Source organism: Corynebacterium sp. LaCa117 (assembly GCF_046717765.1).
Taxonomy (GTDB): domain Bacteria; phylum Actinomycetota; class Actinomycetes; order Mycobacteriales; family Mycobacteriaceae; genus Corynebacterium; species Corynebacterium kefirresidentii.
The window spans coordinates 511,401-527,805 of record NZ_CP177102.1; the positions used below are offsets into that span (position 1 = coordinate 511,401).

Below are 16,405 nucleotides of genomic sequence, written 5' to 3' on the forward strand. Positions count from 1 at the left end.
AAAAGTGTCGTATAGATCAGGCAAACGCGAGCCGTCGCGTGCCATCCACGTGGGGGAAGACGAAAAAGCTCAGGCCAAAGACCACCAGCCATACCAGGCCAGCACCCCACGCGGGCAGGGCCACGATGGGAGCGAGCATCACCATAAGCCACAGAATCATCAGCGGCACGAGCTGTGCGATGCTAGGAACCAGAGTGACATTGCGCTTGGTGGCATAATCGCGCATCGCGTGGCGGTAGGGGTGGGCAAAGACGAGAACGAAGGCCGCCACAAGGCATACGAGCGCTCCAACCAGTGCGGCAAAGATATGTGCGCGGCTGGCCAAAAGCGCCACAGCCGCACCGATGAGGATGGACGAACCCAAACGCACCCATGGCGGAGTGGGAATGGGGGTGGTGTGCTCGCGCATGGCACCGTAGGCAGCGTTGAAGTTCATGCCGCTAAGGCTACCATTCGAACATACACTTGCATGTGTCCGGGTGAGGGTTCATACTATTCGGGTGAATCAAACGAGTGTTCGCCTAGAAAAAGCGGTGGCCGGACTAAGTAGGTCGGACCGTGTGGCGATGCTGCGTACCCGCATGCGTGCTATGGAGCGTGGTCCGGAAGAGGAGCTGGTAGATACGCTTCCTGGCCTGGCACGTCTGCTTCCTGCGGGCGGCTTGGCGCGCCGGCACGTGGTGCACTGTGCTAACTGTCCAGCGCTTGTGGTGGAGCTTATCTGTCACCTCACCGCCCGCGGCGGGTATGTAGGTGTGGTGGGGTGGCCGGATTTGCTACTCGCACAAGTGGCCGAGGAAGGGGCTATTGAACGCGTGGTAACCGTGCCGGATCCGGGCGTGGATTCCTGGATGGTGACAGGGGTATTGGCGGAGGGACTAGACCTAGTCATCCACCATGGGCCACCCGGCGAGGTGAGCCCAACTAAGGCCCGGCCGGTACTGGCGAAGGTGCGCGGCGGGCGTGCGGCGGTGCTGACGGTGGGCACGCGCTTGCCCGGCACGGCGGTGGAGATAGGGGCGCAGGTGAGTGCCTATCGGGGCGTCGGCAAGGGCAGTGGGCGCATTCGCGGCGTGGACATGGACGTGGAGGTTACCTCGAAACAAGCGACCTCGCACGGGGTGCTCACGGTGGGCCAGCGGCGCCGGTTGGAGGCCGTATGAGGGTAGCGGCCGTGTGGTTTCCGGATTGGCCCATCCAGGCCGTCGGCGGGCAGAGCCCTATGGTTATTGCGCGCAATCACACGGTGGCGGTATGTGATAGAGCGGCGCGCCGGGCGGGGGTGCGGCGTGGGATGCGCCTGCGTCAAGCCCAAGCGCTGTGCCCCGAGGCGGCGGTGGTGGAGGCTAACCCGGACCGGGATGGTGCGGCGTTTGCGGAGGTGGCAGCCGGTTTGGATGCGGTGGCGTCCTCGGTGGAGGTGCTGCGCCCCGGCCTGGCCATTGTGGACGCGGGCGCGGCGCTGCGCTACCACGGGGAGAAAGCATTAGAGATGCTTGTCGACGCCTCTTCGTACGCCGGCTTCGATTCCACCCTCGGCGTCGCCGATGAGATTGCTACGGCTGTCATCGCGGCCCGGTACCGTGGCATGGGCGCGGTGGTGCCAGAGGGCGAATCGCGGGATTTTTTGGCCACCCAGCCCATAGGAGTGCTCGCCGCCGATGAGGCCTTGGGCTTTGATGCTGGGTTTGTTGCGCAGCTCGATAAGTTGGGCGTGCGCCGCCTGGGCGACTTAGCTGCACTGCCGTTTAAGCAGGTAGCTACCCGTTTCGGTGAGCCCGGGCGTCGCGCGCACGAACTGGCCCAGGCTCGTGCGGATAGGCGGGTGGCCCCAGAACTGGTACGCCCAGACCTGGCCGTGGAAATGGAAGAGTGCATCGAGCGCGTGGACGCGGCGGCCTTCGCGGCCCGCCAGCTAGCGGCCCGGCTGCATGCTCGTTTGGAGGAAGCCGGCAAGGTGTGCCTGCGGCTGCGCGTGGTGGCGGAGTTTGGCACCGGCGAGGAGTTGGCGCGGGTATGGCGCACGCAGGAAGCGTTGACGGAGCAGGCCACGGCGGACCGCGTGCGTTGGCAGCTCGATGGCTGGCTCACGCGTGCTACTGGTGAGGGCGCGGCCATTCGCCGCCTCGCGCTGGAGCCGGTAGAGGTTGCCGCCCCGTCCGCCACCGGCCTATGGGGCGGGGAGGGATCGCAGGAGCAGGTCAAGCGCGTTATCGCTCGGGTGCAATCGCAGCTGGGGGTTGACCGCGTGCTGCAGCCGCGGGCGGTGGGCGGCCGTGGAGTAGCCGAGCGCATCGAGTACGTGCCTTATGGTGAGCAGCGCGACGCACCGCCACAAGGTGAGTGGCCCGGCCGTATTCCGGCACCCCTGCCTGCGCGTTTGGGCGGTGGGCCTAATCATCCGGCTGCGCGTATCCGGCTTATCGATGCCGCTCGTCGCGAAGTATTTGTCACCGCCGAGGCTCTCCTTTCGGGGGTGCCAGTGGCATTGAGCTGGGGCGCGCATCGCTTCCGCGTGCTGGGCTGGGCCGGTCCCTGGCCGGTGGATACGCAGTGGTGGACTAATACCCCACAGCACGTAGCGCGCCTGCAGGTGGTGGGGCAGGCCGACTATGAAGAGCATCAGCGGGCCTGGCTTTTGGTATGGTCCGGCGGACGCTGGCGGGTGGAGGCGACCTATTAATCGCGAATATCGACTACGAGGCGGGTGGGGTTATCGAGCACCTGCACGGAATAGGGCTTGCGCGAGGTCATGCCGATGACGAATTGGCAGCGGCCCTCGTAGGTACCGCCGTTGACCACCTGGGTGACGACTCCCTCTACGGGGGCATCCACCACGCCGATGCGGGGATCGTCCTTCCCCGCCTCGAAGGGGTAAACCACGCCGTCGATATTGACATTGAGTGCGGTCTCGCCGGAGTGGTCAATAGTCTTGCCAGAACCCTGCTGCGTGGGCGAGTCGGCATAGTCTACGAACCAGCCGGGAGTGCCGCCGCCGTCGAGTTCAAAGACAACGCGTTCAAAACCCTCGTGCTGGCCGATGCGCACGTTGGTCACCGTGAGTTCGGAGGGGGCCTGCGGCCGGAGGGTTTTCATTTCCATATTGGCCTGGCCTAGCGGATTGAGCCGGGAGTTATCCGCAGATGCAGCCATGGTGGTGCGGTCCGTCTCTTGGGCGGCGCAGCCGCTGAGGAAAGCAGCGACGAGAAGCGTTGCGACGAGACGGACTTTCAACATGCCCCCTAGGTTATAGTTTCGGCCGTGAACTGTATAGCCGAGGGGGTATTTCGTAGCCGAATTGTGGCCAAGGGTGTGAGCTGAAAAGCAGAAAGGTTAGGCTTAGGTATATGACCGAGTTCTGTTCAGATATCCAGGTAGAGCCGCTGCCAGGCACGGCGAAGAAGGAATCCGTCTATGTGCTTTTTGAGTGGCCGGGCGGATGGTCGCGAGACGTGCTCGATGGCGATACCTTTGGGCCGGAGCTCACGGCGCAGCTCAAGACCAAGCTGAAGGGCGTGGCGGGGCTGCAGCTTATCCGCCGGCCGGGCCGTGACGGCCGCCAGGTAGGCAAGATGCATCGCTGCTACCTGGTGTGGGCCGAGCAGGGCGTGATGGAACTCGTGCTGCTGACGGGGCCGGAAAAGATCCTCGATCTGGACCTGACCGGGCCTGGCCGCAATGGGGGCGGCGCTTTGGATACGCCGCTGGTGCTGGTGTGCACGCATGCCAAGCGCGATACGTGTTGTGCGGTCAAGGGCCGGCCGCTGGCCGCGGAGCTGGTGGCGGAGTACCCAGATATGGTGTGGGAGACCTCGCACACGAAGGGGCACCGGTTCGCGCCATCGGTCATGCTCATGCCGTGGGGATATTCCTTTGGCCGCGTGAATAAAGAAGCCGCCGCGCAGATGATTGCGGCGGCGGCGAAGGGGAAGTATTTTTACCCGGCGAATCGCGGGCGCGGTATTTTCGGCCCGCGCGGCCAGGTAGCGGAGTTAGCGGTGGCCCGAGCGCTTATCGACGCCGACGAGGAGCTCTCCTACGGCCAACTCACCGCCACAGACGGCGGCGAGGTCAGCCACGTTGACGGCCGGCGCTGGCGCGTGACGCTCGAGGAGCGCGAGGTAGAAGGCGTGGTGTCTTCGTGTGGTGACGCCCCGAAGACGGGCCAAGCCATCGTAGCGACCGGCGTGGAGCCGGTCGCGGGGTAGGGCGGCGTCGGCAAGCGGGGGCTAGCGGCGCATGACCTTGGAGGAGAGCCAGTTGCCGAAGAACTGGGCGGCCTGCACCAGCACGATGATGATGAGCGTGGCCACGACGGTGACTTCCCATTCGAAGGCGCGGTAGCCGTAGACGATGGCAAAGTCGCCCAAGCCGCCGCCGCCGACGTAGCCGGCCATAGCGGACATGTCCACGATGGCGATAAACAGGAAGGTGTAGCCCAAAATCAGTGGGCCGAGAGCCTCCGGGACGATCACGGAGGTAATGATCTTCCACGGCGAGGCACCCATGGAGCGGGCGGCCTCGATAACGCCGGGGTCGATGGACACGAGGTTTTGTTCCACCACGCGGGCTACGGAGAAGGTCGCAGCGATCACCATGACGAAGGTGGCCGGTCCGCGGCCGATGGACCCGCCCATCACTATGACGGTCAGTGGCTGGGCAAAGGCCAGCAAAATGATGAACGGGATGGGGCGGACGAAGTTAACCAGCAGGTTGACAATGAAATAGACGAACCGGTTTTGCAGGATGCCGCCCGTGCGGGTGGTATAGAGCAGCATGCCTAGGCCAAGGCCGAGGATGCCGGAAACGATGAGGGTGGTCGAGACCATGATGAGGGTATCGACGATGGCGTCGGCCAGTGAAGGGCCGAGGCGGTCCCAGTTGGCTTGGGCGAGGGTGGTGACGGTCATCGTGCAATCTCCTCAATCTGGGTGGTGGTAGAAAGCGTGCGGTAGAACTCTTCGATGGCGTTATTGTCGCCGCTGAGCCGTACGGTCAGCTTGCCAAAGGAATGCTGCTGCAGCGTGGTGATGCCGCCGTGGACGACGGCGATGGATACGCCGGCTTCTTTGAGCCGGGCGGCGGCGGTGAAAAAGCCGGATTCCTCGGTGAGGTTGATGGTAAACAGGCGGCCTTCGTGCGCGAGCAGGTCGTCGGTTTCAACGACGTCGGGCTCGTTGCGCAGCGAGGTGGCTACGAACTTGGCGGCCACGGAGGTCTGTGGGTTGGAGAAGACCTCGTAGACGCTGCCTTGTTCCACGACGCGGCCGTTTTCCATCACGGCGACCTTATCGGCGATGGAGCGTACGACTTCCATCTCGTGGGTAATGACCACGATGGTGATGCCAAATTCCTTGTTTACCTGACGCAGTAGGTCGAGGACTTCCTGCGTGGTGGTGGGGTCGAGGGCGGAAGTGGCTTCGTCGGCAAGCAGCAGCGAGGGGTTGGTGGCCAGCGCACGGGCAATGCCGACGCGTTGCTTCTGGCCGCCGGAAAGCTGCTCTGGGTAGCTCTTGCCCTTGTCTCCTAGGCCGACGAAATCCAGCAGCTCTTGCACGCGCTTGGCGCGCTCCTGCTTGCCGACGCCCTGCAGCTGCAGCGGGTATTCAATATTGCCGGCCGCGGTGCGCGAGTTCATCAGGTTGAACTGCTGGAAAATCATGCCGATATTGCGGCGAATGCCGCGCAGCTTCTTCTCGGACATGCCGACGATATTGGTGTCATCAAGCAGGAGCTCTCCCGCAGACGGGGTGTCCAAGCCGTTGATCATGCGTACAAGGGTGGATTTACCGGCGCCGGAGTAGCCAATGATGCCGACAATTTCGCCGGGCTCAATGGTCATGGAGACATGGTCGAGTGCCTTAACTCGCGCCTTTTTCTGTTTAAAGATCTTGGTGATCTCGCGGAACTCGATTCGGGTGCCGCGTTGAGTGGAATCTGCCACGTGTTTGCGTCCTTAGTTAGGAAAGTGCCAAACCCCGCCGGGGGCTCCGGCGGGGCAAAAGCAAGGGTGATTAGTCCAGATCTGCTTCGAGCTTATCTAGGATCTTCTGCAGATCCTCCTGGCTGCGCTCCACCTCGACGGAGGTGCCGGCGGAGTCTTCATCGACGCCCTCCTGGACGGCGTCGGAATGCCATAGCTCGGCAAGCTTCTTGATGTCTTCGTTATCGGCGTCCTCCTCGCGAACGGCGAAGACATTGATGTACGGTTCTGCTTCTTCAGAATTTGGATCGTCTTGGAAGATGGCAGTCTTCGGATCGATGCCGGCGCGCTCCAGGAAGGAGTTATTGATAATCGCCGGGGTGCCCTCGCCGTGCGCGGACGTGGTCTGTGCGGCGTCTACCGGGGTGACCTTGACCTTGGACTTCTTTTCATCAATGTCCAGCGGGGTGGGCTCCAAGTTGTCCTTGTCCTTCAGGGTAAGAAGGCCGGCCTGGACTAGCACGTTAATGGCGCGGGCCTGGTTGGTGGAGTCATTCGGGATGGCGACCTCTTCGCCCTCGATGCCGTCGAGGGAGTCGTGGTCCTTCCAGAACAGCGCCAGTGGCACGATTTCGGTGGCCACGATAGGCACCAGGTTGGTGTCATTGCCGTGGTTGTACTCCGCTAGGAACTTCAGGTGCTGGAAGTTATTGGTATCCAACTCGCCCTGATCCAGAGCCTGGTTTGGGGTGTTGTAATCCGCGAAAGGCTGGATATCAATGTCATAGCCAGCGTTCTTCGCTTCCTGCTCGAACGCTACCCACGCCTTCTTGGCGTCGTCGGTGGTGCCCACCTTGATGGACTTGGAATCATCGGAGGAGCAGGCCACCAAGCTGGTGGAAGCGATAGTTACAGCGGCGGCAGCAGCCACTACGCGACGGATCTGCATGGGGTTCCCCTTCTTGTAGGAGTGGAAATAAATTGACTGTCTAGCAACTTAGCAATCAGCGAACCGCTTTGTCTATTGTCGCCATCACGTCTTACGGGCTTGTATAGAACAATATTTCGATATTACGCTGTGTGGAGTGGAATTTAATGGCGGAAAAGCACTGTCGTGGTCGCGGGTGGAGCGCATCCTCTCTGGCCGCGAATCTGCTGCGCCCGTGCCGGTTAATCATCTTCATAGGCCAGCGGATTCTGCTCAGCGCGGCCATTCCGCTGTCCCCTTTGTGGAGTTGCACGCGGTAAGTTCGTATAGCTTTCTTGACGGCGCTGCTGAGCCGGAAGAGCTGGTTGGCCGGGCTGTGGAGCTGGGGCTCGAGGGGCTGGCCATTGTGGACCGAGATGGCTTTTATGGGCTCATGAAATTCGCTGAAGCCGCTGCTAAAGCGAATCTCCCGGCCGTATATGGCGCGGAGCTATCGCTCGCGGAGGCTCCAGTGACTGTGCTGGCGCGCACCCCAGAAGGCTATCGCCGGCTATCGCGCCTTATTGCGCACGCCCGGATGGAAGCGGGGGAGAAGGATCGGGTGGATTATCCACCACTAGATGAGGTGGCACGCGAGCTGGAGGGGGAGTGCTTCTTCCTGGTGGGGCCGGAAGCGTTAGCAGAAATCGATAACCTGCTCGAAAGAATAAAAATAGACAGCATAGTTCTCGAATATTCGTGCAGCATGTCCCCTGAAGACGCAGATCGGCGCCGTTTCCTCGATAAATACAATAACCTGCGGGCCATCGCAACCGCACGGCCCGCGGCGGCGACCCGCGACCAAGCTCGGCTCGCCGCCGCCAAGCGCGCCTTGGCTCGCCGCGAATCTCTTGCGGTCGCTGCTCCGCACGCCCACCCCATGGGAGCAGGGTGGTTGCGATCCGGCGAGCAGATGGCCCAGCTTTTGCCTGACCGGCCGGAGCTTATTGCGGAAACTGTGCGTCTGGCTCGCGAGTGTTCCTTTACCTGGGATGCGCTTGCCCCGAACCTGCCGCACTTTCCCGTTCCGGAGGGCCATACCGAGATGAGCTGGCTGAAGCATGAGGTCTGGCGCCGTGCCAAGGAGCGTTATGCCTCGCGGCCGGCCGAGATTAGGCAGGCGGCGAAGAAGCAGATTAGGCATGAGTTGGGCGTCATCAAGCAGCTAGGCTTTCCGGGCTACTTCCTAATCGTGTGCGACCTGGTGGATTTTTGCCGGCGTGAGAATATTTTGTGCCAGGGGCGAGGTTCGGCCGCTAACTCCGCCGTGTGCTTCGCGCTGGGCATTACCAACGCCGAGCCTATTTCCGCACAGCTGCTCTTCGAGCGTTTTCTTTCCCCGGACCGCGATGGCCCGCCCGATATTGATATCGATATCGAGTCCGGCCGCCGTGAGGAGGTAATCCAGTATGTCTATCGCACCCACGGCCGTGATCGAGCCGCGCAGGTGGCCAATGTCATTACTTATCGCCGCAAGGGCGCGACCCGCGATGCCGCCCGCGCGCTGGGGTATCCGCAGGGCTCGGCCGATGCGTGGTCGAAAGGAACCTCTGAGCCGCCTGCCGACGTCTCCTTATTGGCCGAGCAATTCCTCGGCCAGCCCCGCCACCTAGGAATCCACTCTGGTGGCATGGTGCTGTGTGACCGACCCATTGCGGACGTAGTCCCCATGGAATGGGCCCGCATGGAAAACCGCTCCGTGCTGCAATGGGATAAGGACGATTGTGCGGCCGCCGGCCTAGTGAAATTCGACCTGCTCGGCCTTGGCATGTTGGAGGCGCTGCACCACATGATCGATGCCGTGCGCGCTACCACCGGCCGCGAGGTGCACTTGTGGGAGCTCGACCTCGCCGAGTCGGAAGTCTATGACATGCTCTGCCGCGCCGATGCGGTGGGCGTCTTCCAAGTGGAATCCCGTGCGCAGCTAGCCACGCTGCCACGCTTGAAGCCGCGCCGTTTCTTTGACCTAGTGGTCGAAGTCGCGCTTATTCGGCCCGGCCCCATCCAAGGCGGGTCCGTGCATCCTTACCTGCGCCGCCGCGATGGCCTAGAAGAGGTCACCTATGACCATCCCGTGCTGGAAAAGTCTCTGGGCAAAACCCTGGGCATCCCGCTCTTCCAAGAGCAGCTGATGCAAATTGCCGTAGACGCGGCAGGTTTTTCCGGCGCCGAGGCTGACGACTTACGCCGCGCCATGGGGTCGAAGCGCTCCCCGGAAAAGATGGCCGCGCTGCGCAGTCGTTTCTATGCCGGTCTACGCGAGACCAATGGCATCGAGGGTGAGTTAGCCGATAAGCTGTGGATCAAAATCGTGGCCTTTGCCGCCTATGGCTTCCCCGAATCGCACTCGCAGTCCTTTGCCTCGTTGGTGTATTTCTCCGCGTGGTTTAAGTATCACTACCCGGCGGAATTCTGCGTGGGCCTGCTGCGCGCGCAGCCGATGGGCTTTTATTCCCCACAGTCGCTCATCCAAGATGCCCGGCGCCACGGTGTGCGGGTGCTGCCGGTGAGTATCAATGATTCTGGTGCGCAGGCCCGGGCGACGAGGTCGGGCGAGATTCGGTTGGGCCTGAACCTCATCAAGGGGCTAGGGGAGTCCGCCGCCGAGCGCGTGGAGGCGGCCGCGCCTTTTGCTAGCGTGTCCGATCTTTCGCGCCGGGCGGATCTCAGCGTGGAGCAGGTGGAAGCGCTGGCCACGGCTGGAGCATTGGAGTGCTTGGGGCTGGATCGTCGTCAAGCGTTGTGGCAGGCCGGAGTTGCCGCCACCGAGCGCGAGGGAATGCTGCCTGGCACTTCCGCGCTGGCTGCACCGCACCTGCCCGGTATGTCCGCTTTCGAGCTTATGGCTACCGACGTCGCCGCCACGGGCGTGACCCATAACCAGCAGCCGATGGAGCTGGTACGTGCCTCGCTTGCCGACGTCCTCCCTGCCTCCCAGCTCCCCCATGTTCCCGATGGCACCCGCGTGCGCATCGCTGGCATCATTACTCACCGCCAGCGCCCGCGCACCGCGTCAGGTCTGACCTTTTTGGGTGTAGAGGATGAAACCGGCCTGATGAATGTGATGGTTTCGCCCGGATTGTGGTCGCGGCACAAGGTTGTGGCCCGCACCGCCCGCGCAATGATCATCCGTGGCATCGTACAAAATGCTACCGGGGCGGTCAGCGTGGTCGCGGACAAGCTCGAACCACTGGACTTTGGCGAATTCCTGTCCCGCGGCTCCCGCGATTTCCGCTAGTTTCCTCCGCTGCGCAGCTCGTCCGCGTTGAGTTTATTGGCCAATTCTTTGGCTACCGCAAATGGAATCCACAGCAGTTGGATGTAGATGAGCTTGGCAAAGAAGATGGCGATATTAGCCCCCGAGGTCGCCTCCTCGGCTGCAACCTGCTCCGTTCCGAGAAAGCGCAGGCCGAATGCGGTGGCGCCGGCGACGAGAAAGAGCACTATAGAAATAACCACTGCGGTCTTAAGTCCTGTGTCGCGGGCGTCGGTATGCAGGCGCAGTTCGTACTCATCCATCTCCGTGGTGGGTACATCGAGGCGATGGATGGACTGCCGGAGCCACGTGGTGCAGATGGTGGCCGCGATACCGGCAATCGGCCATAGCAAGTTAGACAAGCCGAGCGTGAAGAAGTGCAGGGCCGCAGCCACGATGGCCAGGCCGAGGAAAATGTCGCCGGCCAGGACCAGGCGCTTGCGGCGAGAAACGGGGGCGGGAATCGTGTTAGCCATTAGGAATTCTTCCTATAGATTTCAGTGGACATAGGGGCAAATTCCTGGCGGGAAAAGATAGCCTCCACGGGGAGGTCAAAGACCTCGCAGACGCGGAAGGCTAGGTCCAGGCTGGGGGAGTGGTCGCCGCGCTCAAGCGCGCCGACGGTCTGAGGGTTGACGTCGATGGCCTCGGCCAGCTGCGCGCGCGACATGTCCCGTTCGGCGCGCAGCACACGAACCCGGTTATAAATGGGTGCGGAGGGCTTCTTCTTTGGGGACATAAGTCAAAGTATTGCATAAACCCAACACTCTGGCAAGGGTTGCTACTCGACGCTGAAGATATCCCCTGGTTGGCAGTCCAGTGCCACGCACAGCGCTGCCAGGGTGCTAAAGCGTACGGCCTTGGCGCGATTATTCTTCAGAACGGAGAGGTTAACTGGGGTGATGCCCACTTCTTTAGCGAGCGCCGCGCCGGTAATGTTGCGCTCTTGCATAATCCGGTCGAGATGGCAGATTACTTGGGGTTCTTGTGGCTTAGACAAGGCCGTCCACCTCTTCTTCCAGCTTGCAGCCGCGCTTGATGGCGGCCGAGAAGAGCTGCAAGGTGCAGATGAAAAGGTAGGGAAGCGCAAGCTCGCCAAGCGACGTTCCATCCTGGCTGGCCCACCAGTCGATTCCAAGCTGTGAGGAAGCCCAGTTATTGCCTAGGCCTTCGAGCATGAACCGTCCGATAAACCAGACGAGGATGCCAATGGTCATTCCATTTAGGGGGCGGATATTTTTCGTATTAAAAACCTGCCCGCGAAGCATCGGCTTAACCAGGCGATAGGCAAAGAACGCGATGATTAAGATGGCCGCAATCTTGACGACGAGCGCCGCGCTAAGTAGCCACAATGGTCCACCGTCGAGGTTGTGCTTGTTGAGGCCTTCCGGAACGGCCGCGCTCAGTGCGGTGGAAAAGCGGCCGGTGGCAAGATCGCGCAGGTAGGTGGGGCCGAGGATGATGATGGTGAGGAGGGCGAGACCGGCTGCCGCATTAATTTCGCGGCGCTCGGCCTTGGGGGTGGGTTGTGGGGTGGTCATGACAATCCTTTCCGTCGATCCCTTATCGACTTTCGATGTTGTCGTAATTCGATAATATCGATTAACGATAATGTGCGCAAGGGATGGGCCCGATTGATACTGTCAATAGCTATGAGCGAAGAAATGAATCCCGTCTCGCCGCGCCTTGTGACCTCGCGCTATATCCACCACCTGAGCTGGATGTTTCTGCTCGCCGCGGCCGCCGCTGCTGCAGGCTTCTGGTGGACCCCGTGGTGCTACTGGGCGGCCGGCATCTTCGTTGCCCTTTTCTTCTGGCTGCTCTGGCTCATCCCTGCCCAAGTGCGCAATATGGGCTGGCTCGAGACCGACGATGAGCTACTTATCACCCGCGGCAAGCTCTGGTACACCTTCACCGTCGTGCCCTACGGCCGCATCCAATTCGTCGACGTCACCTCCGGGCCCATCGACCGCGCCCTTGGCCTGAAAAAGCTGCAGCTCCACACGGCTTCGGCCAGCACGGATGCCACCATCAAAGGCTTGGAAGCCCCGCTTGCCGACGCCCTCCGCACCCGCCTTGCCCACCAAGCCCGCGAACGGATGAGCGGCCTATGAGCCCCCAACCGAACTTCCGTCGCGTCCACCGCCTTACCCCACTGCTGCGTCTGTGGTCGGTCATTCTGGCCCTCATCGCAGCCTTCGCTCTCAACCTGAACATGGAGGCCCTGCGCGATATCTTCGCCTTTATTACCGGCGAACACCGCGGCGAGGCCTTGCGTGATACCGCCCTTGCCCTCGCCGGTTTCATCGCGGTCTGCGCGGTGGTGTGGCTTGCCTCCGGCCTATGGTGGCGCCGCATGGGCTATCAGCTCGGCGCGGAAGAGCTTTCCCTGCGCCGCGGCCTCTTATCTGTCCAATTGCGCACCGCGCGCTATGACCGCACCCAGGCCGTTGACGTCGTGGAACCCGTCATCGCCCGCCTCTTTCGTCTCGCGGCCGTGCGGGTGGAAACTGCGGGCGGCCAATCTTCTGTCATCGAAATCGCCTACCTCAAAAAGTCCGACGCTGAGGCCCTACGCGATGACATCCTCGCCCGCGTTCACGGCGCTCCCACCTCCCAAACCGAGGCGCCGGCCGAGGAATCGGCTGAAGAACCGGCCGAGGAACCAGCTCTCGTGCCCGAGATCCCCATCGCCCGCTCCCTGATTGCGGCCGCGTTGCGCACGTCCACGCTTTTCCTCGTCGGCTTCCTTATCCTCGTTGTGGTTACGCGGCTGCCGCTCTCGGCCGCGCTGCCCATCCTCGTCGGTGTGCTGCCCACTGCCTGGAACGTGCTCGATTCTTCCTGGCGTTATACCGCCCGCACCGACGGCGAGGTACTCAATATCACCTACGGCCTGGCTGATCGCCGCCGCCAAAGCATTCGCCTCGACCGCATCCACGCCGTACAGATAACCCAGCCGTTCCTCTGGCGGCCCTTGGGCTGGTACGAGGTACGGGTCTCGGTGGCGGGGTATGGGGCGTCGGCAAGCGGGAAGGCTTCTGGTTCCACCCGCATCCTGCCGGTGGGTACCCTCGCCCAAGCCCGGCAATTCCTGCCGGCCGACGCCGCGCCCACCTACGCCTCGCCAGCCCGTGCCAAGTGGGTTTCCCCGCTGGACTACCGCCAACAAACCGTGGCGCTTACCGGCGGCTACGTCATAGTGCGCAACGGCCGGCTCAATCGCCGCGTCAAGGCCATCCACACTTCCCATATCCAGGAGCTGACCTACCGTCGCGGGCCGATTTCCCAGGCGCTCGGCCTAGCCACCGTCGGCCTCGACCTAGTCCAGGGCCCGGTGCGCATGGATGCGCGCAACCTCACGCTTGCCGACGCCACCGCACTCCTTACCCAGCTACGTTCCCGCCAACTGCCGGATTTTAAACCGCCCCGTTAAATCCCAATTGGCGCCACGCCTCAAATACGGCCGTCGACGCCGAATTCGACAGGTTCATTGAGCGCCTCGCCGGCACCATCGGAATGCGCACACGATCCGTCACGCGCGGATGGTTAATATGCTCCTCCGGCAGGCCGGTGGGCTCCGTGCCGAAGAGTAGGACATCGCCTTCTTGGTATTCGATATCCGTAAACCACTTATCCGTATGCGTGGTAAACGCGAAGACGCGTGCGCCCGGCAGCGCGTCCATGCAGGCCTGGAAGTCCTTGTGAATCTGCACATCGGCCAAATCGTGATAATCCAGACCGGCGCGCTTTAAGTGCTTATCGTCGAAATTGAAACCCAGTGGCTCAATCAGGTGCAGGCTCGCGCCCGTCACCGCGGCCGTGCGAATCGCGTTGCCCGTATTAGTAGGGATGACTGGGTTATCAAAGACAATGTGCAGCTGGCTCATGCCTTCAGTCTAGGATGGTGGCTATGAGCGCTACCAAACTAGATGGCACACTGTACCGCGACGAGATTTTTTCCGACCTTGCCCAGCGCGTGTCCGCGCTGAAGGAAAAGGGGATTACCCCTGGCCTGGCGACCGTCCTCGTAGGCGAGGATCCGGGCTCCCAAGCCTATGTGAAGATGAAGCACCGCGACTGCGAAAAGCTTGGCATCAACTCCATCCGCAAGGACCTGCCGGCCGATATCACCCAGGAAGAACTAGAAGCCGTCATCGATGAACTCAACGCCGATGGTGCCTGCACCGGCTACATCGTCCAGCTCCCGCTGCCTAAGCACCTGGATGAAAACGCCATCCTCGAGCGCATTGACCCCGCCAAGGATGCCGATGGCCTGCACCCGGTTAACCTGGGCAAGCTCGTGCTCAACGAGGACGCACCCCTGCCGTGCACCCCGAACGGCTGCCTGCACCTTTTGCGCCGCTTCGGCGTTGAGCTCAACGGTGCCAAGACCGTGGTCATCGGCCGCGGCGTTACCGTTGGCCGCCCCATCGGCCTGATGCTTACCCGCCGCAGCGAGAACTCTACCGTCACCCTGTGCCACACCGGCACCAAGGACTTGGCCGCTGAGACCCGCGAGGCCGATATCGTCATTGCCGCCGCCGGCCAGCCCCACATGCTCACTGCGGACATGATTAAGGAAGGCGCCGCGCTTCTCGACGTCGGAGTTTCCCGCGTCGACGGCAAGCTCACCGGCGACATCCACCCAGATTGTTGGGACAAGGCCGGATACGTTTCCCCGAACCCAGGTGGCGTCGGCCCGCTGACCCGTGCCTTCTTGGTGCGCAATATCGTCGAGCGCGCGGAAAAGTTGGCGTGAATCTAGATAATCCGCACGACGCCGAGCTCGCGCCCTCCCCACTGCCGCCCGCCGCGCAGTGGGCAGCAATCGGCCTCTTCGTGGCCGGCGTGGTCGTCTCCGGCGGCTATGCCGTCTTCGAATACTGGCGGCGAGCCACATTCCTCCTCGGCCTGGCCTTGCTGTGGCTCACCGTGGTCCGACTGACGTGTGATTCCAGTCGCGTCGGCGTGCTGGCCGTACGCTCGCGCCGCTTCGACGCCTGCTTTACCGGCCTGCTCGGCGCCACGATGGCCTTTTTGGCTTTTTCGGTGGACTCGCTCGGCAGCTAGTTATCCACAGGTTTTTGTAGAGCCTTCACCTATGTCGGTCTGAAAGGGTGTGGTTCGGCCGGTTATCCACAGGCTCCGGGCCGCCATCGCGCGCCGATACGCACGGCCGTCTTAGGCTCGGGGCCATGATTTCGAACTACCTGGCTGCCGTGAACTCCCCGATGGTGCTCATCGAGGAGTGCGTTGGGCTGTCGGTAGAAGAGCTCGTCGATAAGGGCTTTAGCGATCGTGAAGCCGCCGAGTTCGCCCGCCTTGCCGATACCTACTTCGGCCGAACCTCCTTTGGCGCCAAACAGCGCGCCGCCCGCCGCACTTCGCTGCCGCTCGACGCGCTGAAAATTATCGAGCACTTCGCACAGAAGATGAAAACTCAGCGGGCGGCCTGGGCGCTGCGCGAGGAACTATGCTCCCTGCGCCTTTCCACCAGCGAGATTGAAAAGCGCGCCCGCCGCCTAGTGCGCGAGGAGCGCACCACCAAGCGCTCCGAAGGCGTGCGCTTGACCCGCCGCCGCGATGACCTGTGGACACTGACAATTACCGCCGAGTCCGAGTTGGTTGCAGAAATTAATAACCACGTCTCCACCGTCGCCGATGCTCGTCGCGTCTTTGCCGAGGGCGCCTCTACTTCCACAATCACCACCAATGTGGTGCTCAACCTGAATGAGATGGTGAAGGTCACCCACGGCGAGGACGTCACCTTGCAGCTGACCAATGGCGCGCAGATATCTGGTGCGGATCTTGTCCGCCGCGCGCTTTCCGACGTCGGCCTTTTCACCCTCATCCACCCCGTCACCGGCCCCGTAAACCTCTATCAATCGCGGCGCTTGGCTACATGGAAGCAACGCCAAATGGCGATGGCAGAAAACCCGGTGTGCCCGTGGCCCGACTGCCACACGCCGGCGGATGAATGCCAGGTCCACCATCTCACCCCGTGGCTGCTCGGTGGGGACACCAATCCCGAAAACCTCACCATCGCGTGCAAATATCACAATGCTGTGAACGACGATGACCCCAATGCGCCGCCGCGCCGTGGCCGGCTCGAGCGCCGCCCCGGCGAAGGCATCGTGTGGCGCCCGCCCTGGGCTACACCGCGCGAAGAGCGCTGAGCCGCGTCTCGCCTCTGCTCGCCCCGTCAATCTATAGTCCCAGCGCAGCGTGCCGCACCGCTTACCGCTAGTGCGCGCTG

The 16,405-nt window shown here is 62.3% G+C and carries 19 protein-coding genes; 9 read left to right on the forward strand and 10 right to left on the reverse strand.

Annotation, left to right across the window (positions count from 1 at the left end; genetic code table 11):
- Positions 1–16: 16 nt before the first annotated feature.
- Positions 17–436: a hypothetical protein gene (locus ACLI1L_RS02625; protein WP_086587819.1), complete on the reverse strand. Its 420-nt coding sequence runs from the start codon at positions 434–436 to the stop codon at positions 17–19.
- 130 nt (positions 437–566) lie between these two features.
- On the opposite strand from ACLI1L_RS02625, the gene ACLI1L_RS02630 reads away from it, so the two are divergent.
- Both ACLI1L_RS02630 and ACLI1L_RS02635 read left to right on the forward strand, forming a co-directional pair.
- Positions 567–1,163: a hypothetical protein gene (locus ACLI1L_RS02630; protein ID WP_086587820.1), complete on the forward strand. Its 597-nt coding sequence runs from the start codon at positions 567–569 to the stop codon at positions 1,161–1,163.
- Entirely contained in the window at positions 1,160–2,683 is a 1,524-nt protein-coding gene (locus tag ACLI1L_RS02635; protein WP_086587821.1) for a Y-family DNA polymerase, read from the forward strand. The genes ACLI1L_RS02630 and ACLI1L_RS02635 overlap by 4 nt, the downstream gene beginning before the upstream one ends.
- Here ACLI1L_RS02635 and ACLI1L_RS02640 read toward each other — a convergent pair.
- Complete coding sequence (locus tag ACLI1L_RS02640) at positions 2,680–3,237, reverse strand: hypothetical protein (protein ID WP_086587822.1); 558 nt, start codon at positions 3,235–3,237, stop codon at positions 2,680–2,682. The two genes, ACLI1L_RS02635 and ACLI1L_RS02640, sit on opposite strands and share 4 nt — an antisense overlap.
- 110 nt (positions 3,238–3,347) lie before the next feature.
- On the opposite strand from ACLI1L_RS02640, the gene ACLI1L_RS02645 reads away from it, so the two are divergent.
- Positions 3,348–4,208 carry a sucrase ferredoxin gene (locus tag ACLI1L_RS02645; protein WP_411707973.1) on the forward strand — a complete coding sequence of 287 codons (861 nt, stop codon included), beginning with the start codon at positions 3,348–3,350 and terminating at the stop codon, positions 4,206–4,208.
- Positions 4,209–4,229: 21 nt separating this feature from the next.
- Here ACLI1L_RS02645 and ACLI1L_RS02650 read toward each other — a convergent pair whose 3' ends face one another.
- The 3 genes from ACLI1L_RS02650 to ACLI1L_RS02660 form a co-directional block, all read right to left on the reverse strand.
- Entirely contained in the window at positions 4,230–4,910 is a 681-nt protein-coding gene (locus ACLI1L_RS02650) for a methionine ABC transporter permease (RefSeq protein ID WP_023020640.1), read from the reverse strand.
- Positions 4,907–5,944 carry a methionine ABC transporter ATP-binding protein gene (locus tag ACLI1L_RS02655; protein WP_023020641.1) on the reverse strand — a complete coding sequence of 346 codons (1,038 nt, stop codon included), beginning with the start codon at positions 5,942–5,944 and terminating at the stop codon, positions 4,907–4,909. The genes ACLI1L_RS02650 and ACLI1L_RS02655 overlap by 4 nt, the downstream gene beginning before the upstream one ends.
- Positions 5,945–6,014: 70 nt before the next feature.
- On the reverse strand, positions 6,015–6,872 hold the full coding sequence (locus ACLI1L_RS02660; RefSeq protein WP_023020642.1) for a MetQ/NlpA family ABC transporter substrate-binding protein: 858 nt from the start codon (positions 6,870–6,872) through the stop codon (positions 6,015–6,017).
- 136 nt (positions 6,873–7,008) lie between these two features.
- Between ACLI1L_RS02660 and ACLI1L_RS02665 the strand changes: the two genes are divergently transcribed.
- Positions 7,009–10,128: an error-prone DNA polymerase gene (locus ACLI1L_RS02665; RefSeq protein WP_411707974.1), complete on the forward strand. Its 3,120-nt coding sequence runs from the start codon at positions 7,009–7,011 to the stop codon at positions 10,126–10,128.
- Here ACLI1L_RS02665 and ACLI1L_RS02670 read toward each other — a convergent pair.
- The 4 genes from ACLI1L_RS02670 to ACLI1L_RS02685 are packed head-to-tail and all read right to left on the reverse strand — an operon-like array spanning position 10,125 to position 11,687.
- Positions 10,125–10,622 carry a hypothetical protein gene (locus ACLI1L_RS02670; RefSeq protein ID WP_086587828.1) on the reverse strand — a complete coding sequence of 166 codons (498 nt, stop codon included), beginning with the start codon at positions 10,620–10,622 and terminating at the stop codon, positions 10,125–10,127. The two genes, ACLI1L_RS02665 and ACLI1L_RS02670, sit on opposite strands and share 4 nt — an antisense overlap.
- The gene (locus ACLI1L_RS02675; protein ID WP_005322660.1) at positions 10,622–10,885 is read right to left on the reverse strand and encodes a helix-turn-helix transcriptional regulator; all 264 of its coding nucleotides are present in this window, start codon (positions 10,883–10,885) and stop codon (positions 10,622–10,624) included. Before ACLI1L_RS02675 ends, ACLI1L_RS02670 begins: the two co-directional genes overlap by 1 nt.
- Positions 10,886–10,927: 42 nt before the next feature.
- Positions 10,928–11,146 (reverse strand): helix-turn-helix domain-containing protein, encoded by a 219-nt coding sequence (locus tag ACLI1L_RS02680; RefSeq protein ID WP_306726773.1) that lies wholly within the window; start codon positions 11,144–11,146, stop codon positions 10,928–10,930.
- Complete coding sequence (locus tag ACLI1L_RS02685) at positions 11,139–11,687, reverse strand: hypothetical protein (RefSeq protein WP_411707975.1); 549 nt, start codon at positions 11,685–11,687, stop codon at positions 11,139–11,141. Before ACLI1L_RS02685 ends, ACLI1L_RS02680 begins: the two co-directional genes overlap by 8 nt.
- Positions 11,688–11,798: 111 nt before the next feature.
- On the opposite strand from ACLI1L_RS02685, the gene ACLI1L_RS02690 reads away from it, so the two are divergent.
- The gene (locus tag ACLI1L_RS02690) at positions 11,799–12,260 is read left to right on the forward strand and encodes a PH domain-containing protein (protein WP_086587833.1); all 462 of its coding nucleotides are present in this window, start codon (positions 11,799–11,801) and stop codon (positions 12,258–12,260) included.
- Entirely contained in the window at positions 12,257–13,582 is a 1,326-nt protein-coding gene (locus tag ACLI1L_RS02695) for a PH domain-containing protein (protein WP_086587835.1), read from the forward strand. The genes ACLI1L_RS02690 and ACLI1L_RS02695 overlap by 4 nt, the downstream gene beginning before the upstream one ends.
- On the opposite strand, the gene ACLI1L_RS02700 is transcribed toward ACLI1L_RS02695, so the two are convergent.
- Positions 13,566–14,036, reverse strand: a complete 471-nt coding sequence (locus ACLI1L_RS02700; RefSeq protein WP_005322648.1) for a tRNA (cytidine(34)-2'-O)-methyltransferase — start codon at positions 14,034–14,036, stop codon at positions 13,566–13,568. The two genes, ACLI1L_RS02695 and ACLI1L_RS02700, sit on opposite strands and share 17 nt — an antisense overlap.
- Positions 14,037–14,059: 23 nt before the next feature.
- Here ACLI1L_RS02700 and ACLI1L_RS02705 point away from each other — a divergent pair, with 23 nt between their 5' ends.
- From ACLI1L_RS02705 to ACLI1L_RS02715, 3 genes are all read left to right on the forward strand, one after another.
- Positions 14,060–14,908 carry a bifunctional methylenetetrahydrofolate dehydrogenase/methenyltetrahydrofolate cyclohydrolase gene (locus ACLI1L_RS02705; protein WP_086587837.1) on the forward strand — a complete coding sequence of 283 codons (849 nt, stop codon included), beginning with the start codon at positions 14,060–14,062 and terminating at the stop codon, positions 14,906–14,908.
- Entirely contained in the window at positions 14,905–15,219 is a 315-nt protein-coding gene (locus ACLI1L_RS02710) for a DUF3017 domain-containing protein (RefSeq protein WP_086587838.1), read from the forward strand. Before ACLI1L_RS02705 ends, ACLI1L_RS02710 begins: the two co-directional genes overlap by 4 nt.
- Positions 15,220–15,344: 125 nt before the next feature.
- A complete protein-coding gene (locus tag ACLI1L_RS02715; RefSeq protein ID WP_086587839.1) occupies positions 15,345–16,325 on the forward strand; it encodes an HNH endonuclease signature motif containing protein in 981 nt (326 codons plus the stop codon).
- Positions 16,326–16,405 lie beyond the last annotated feature (80 nt).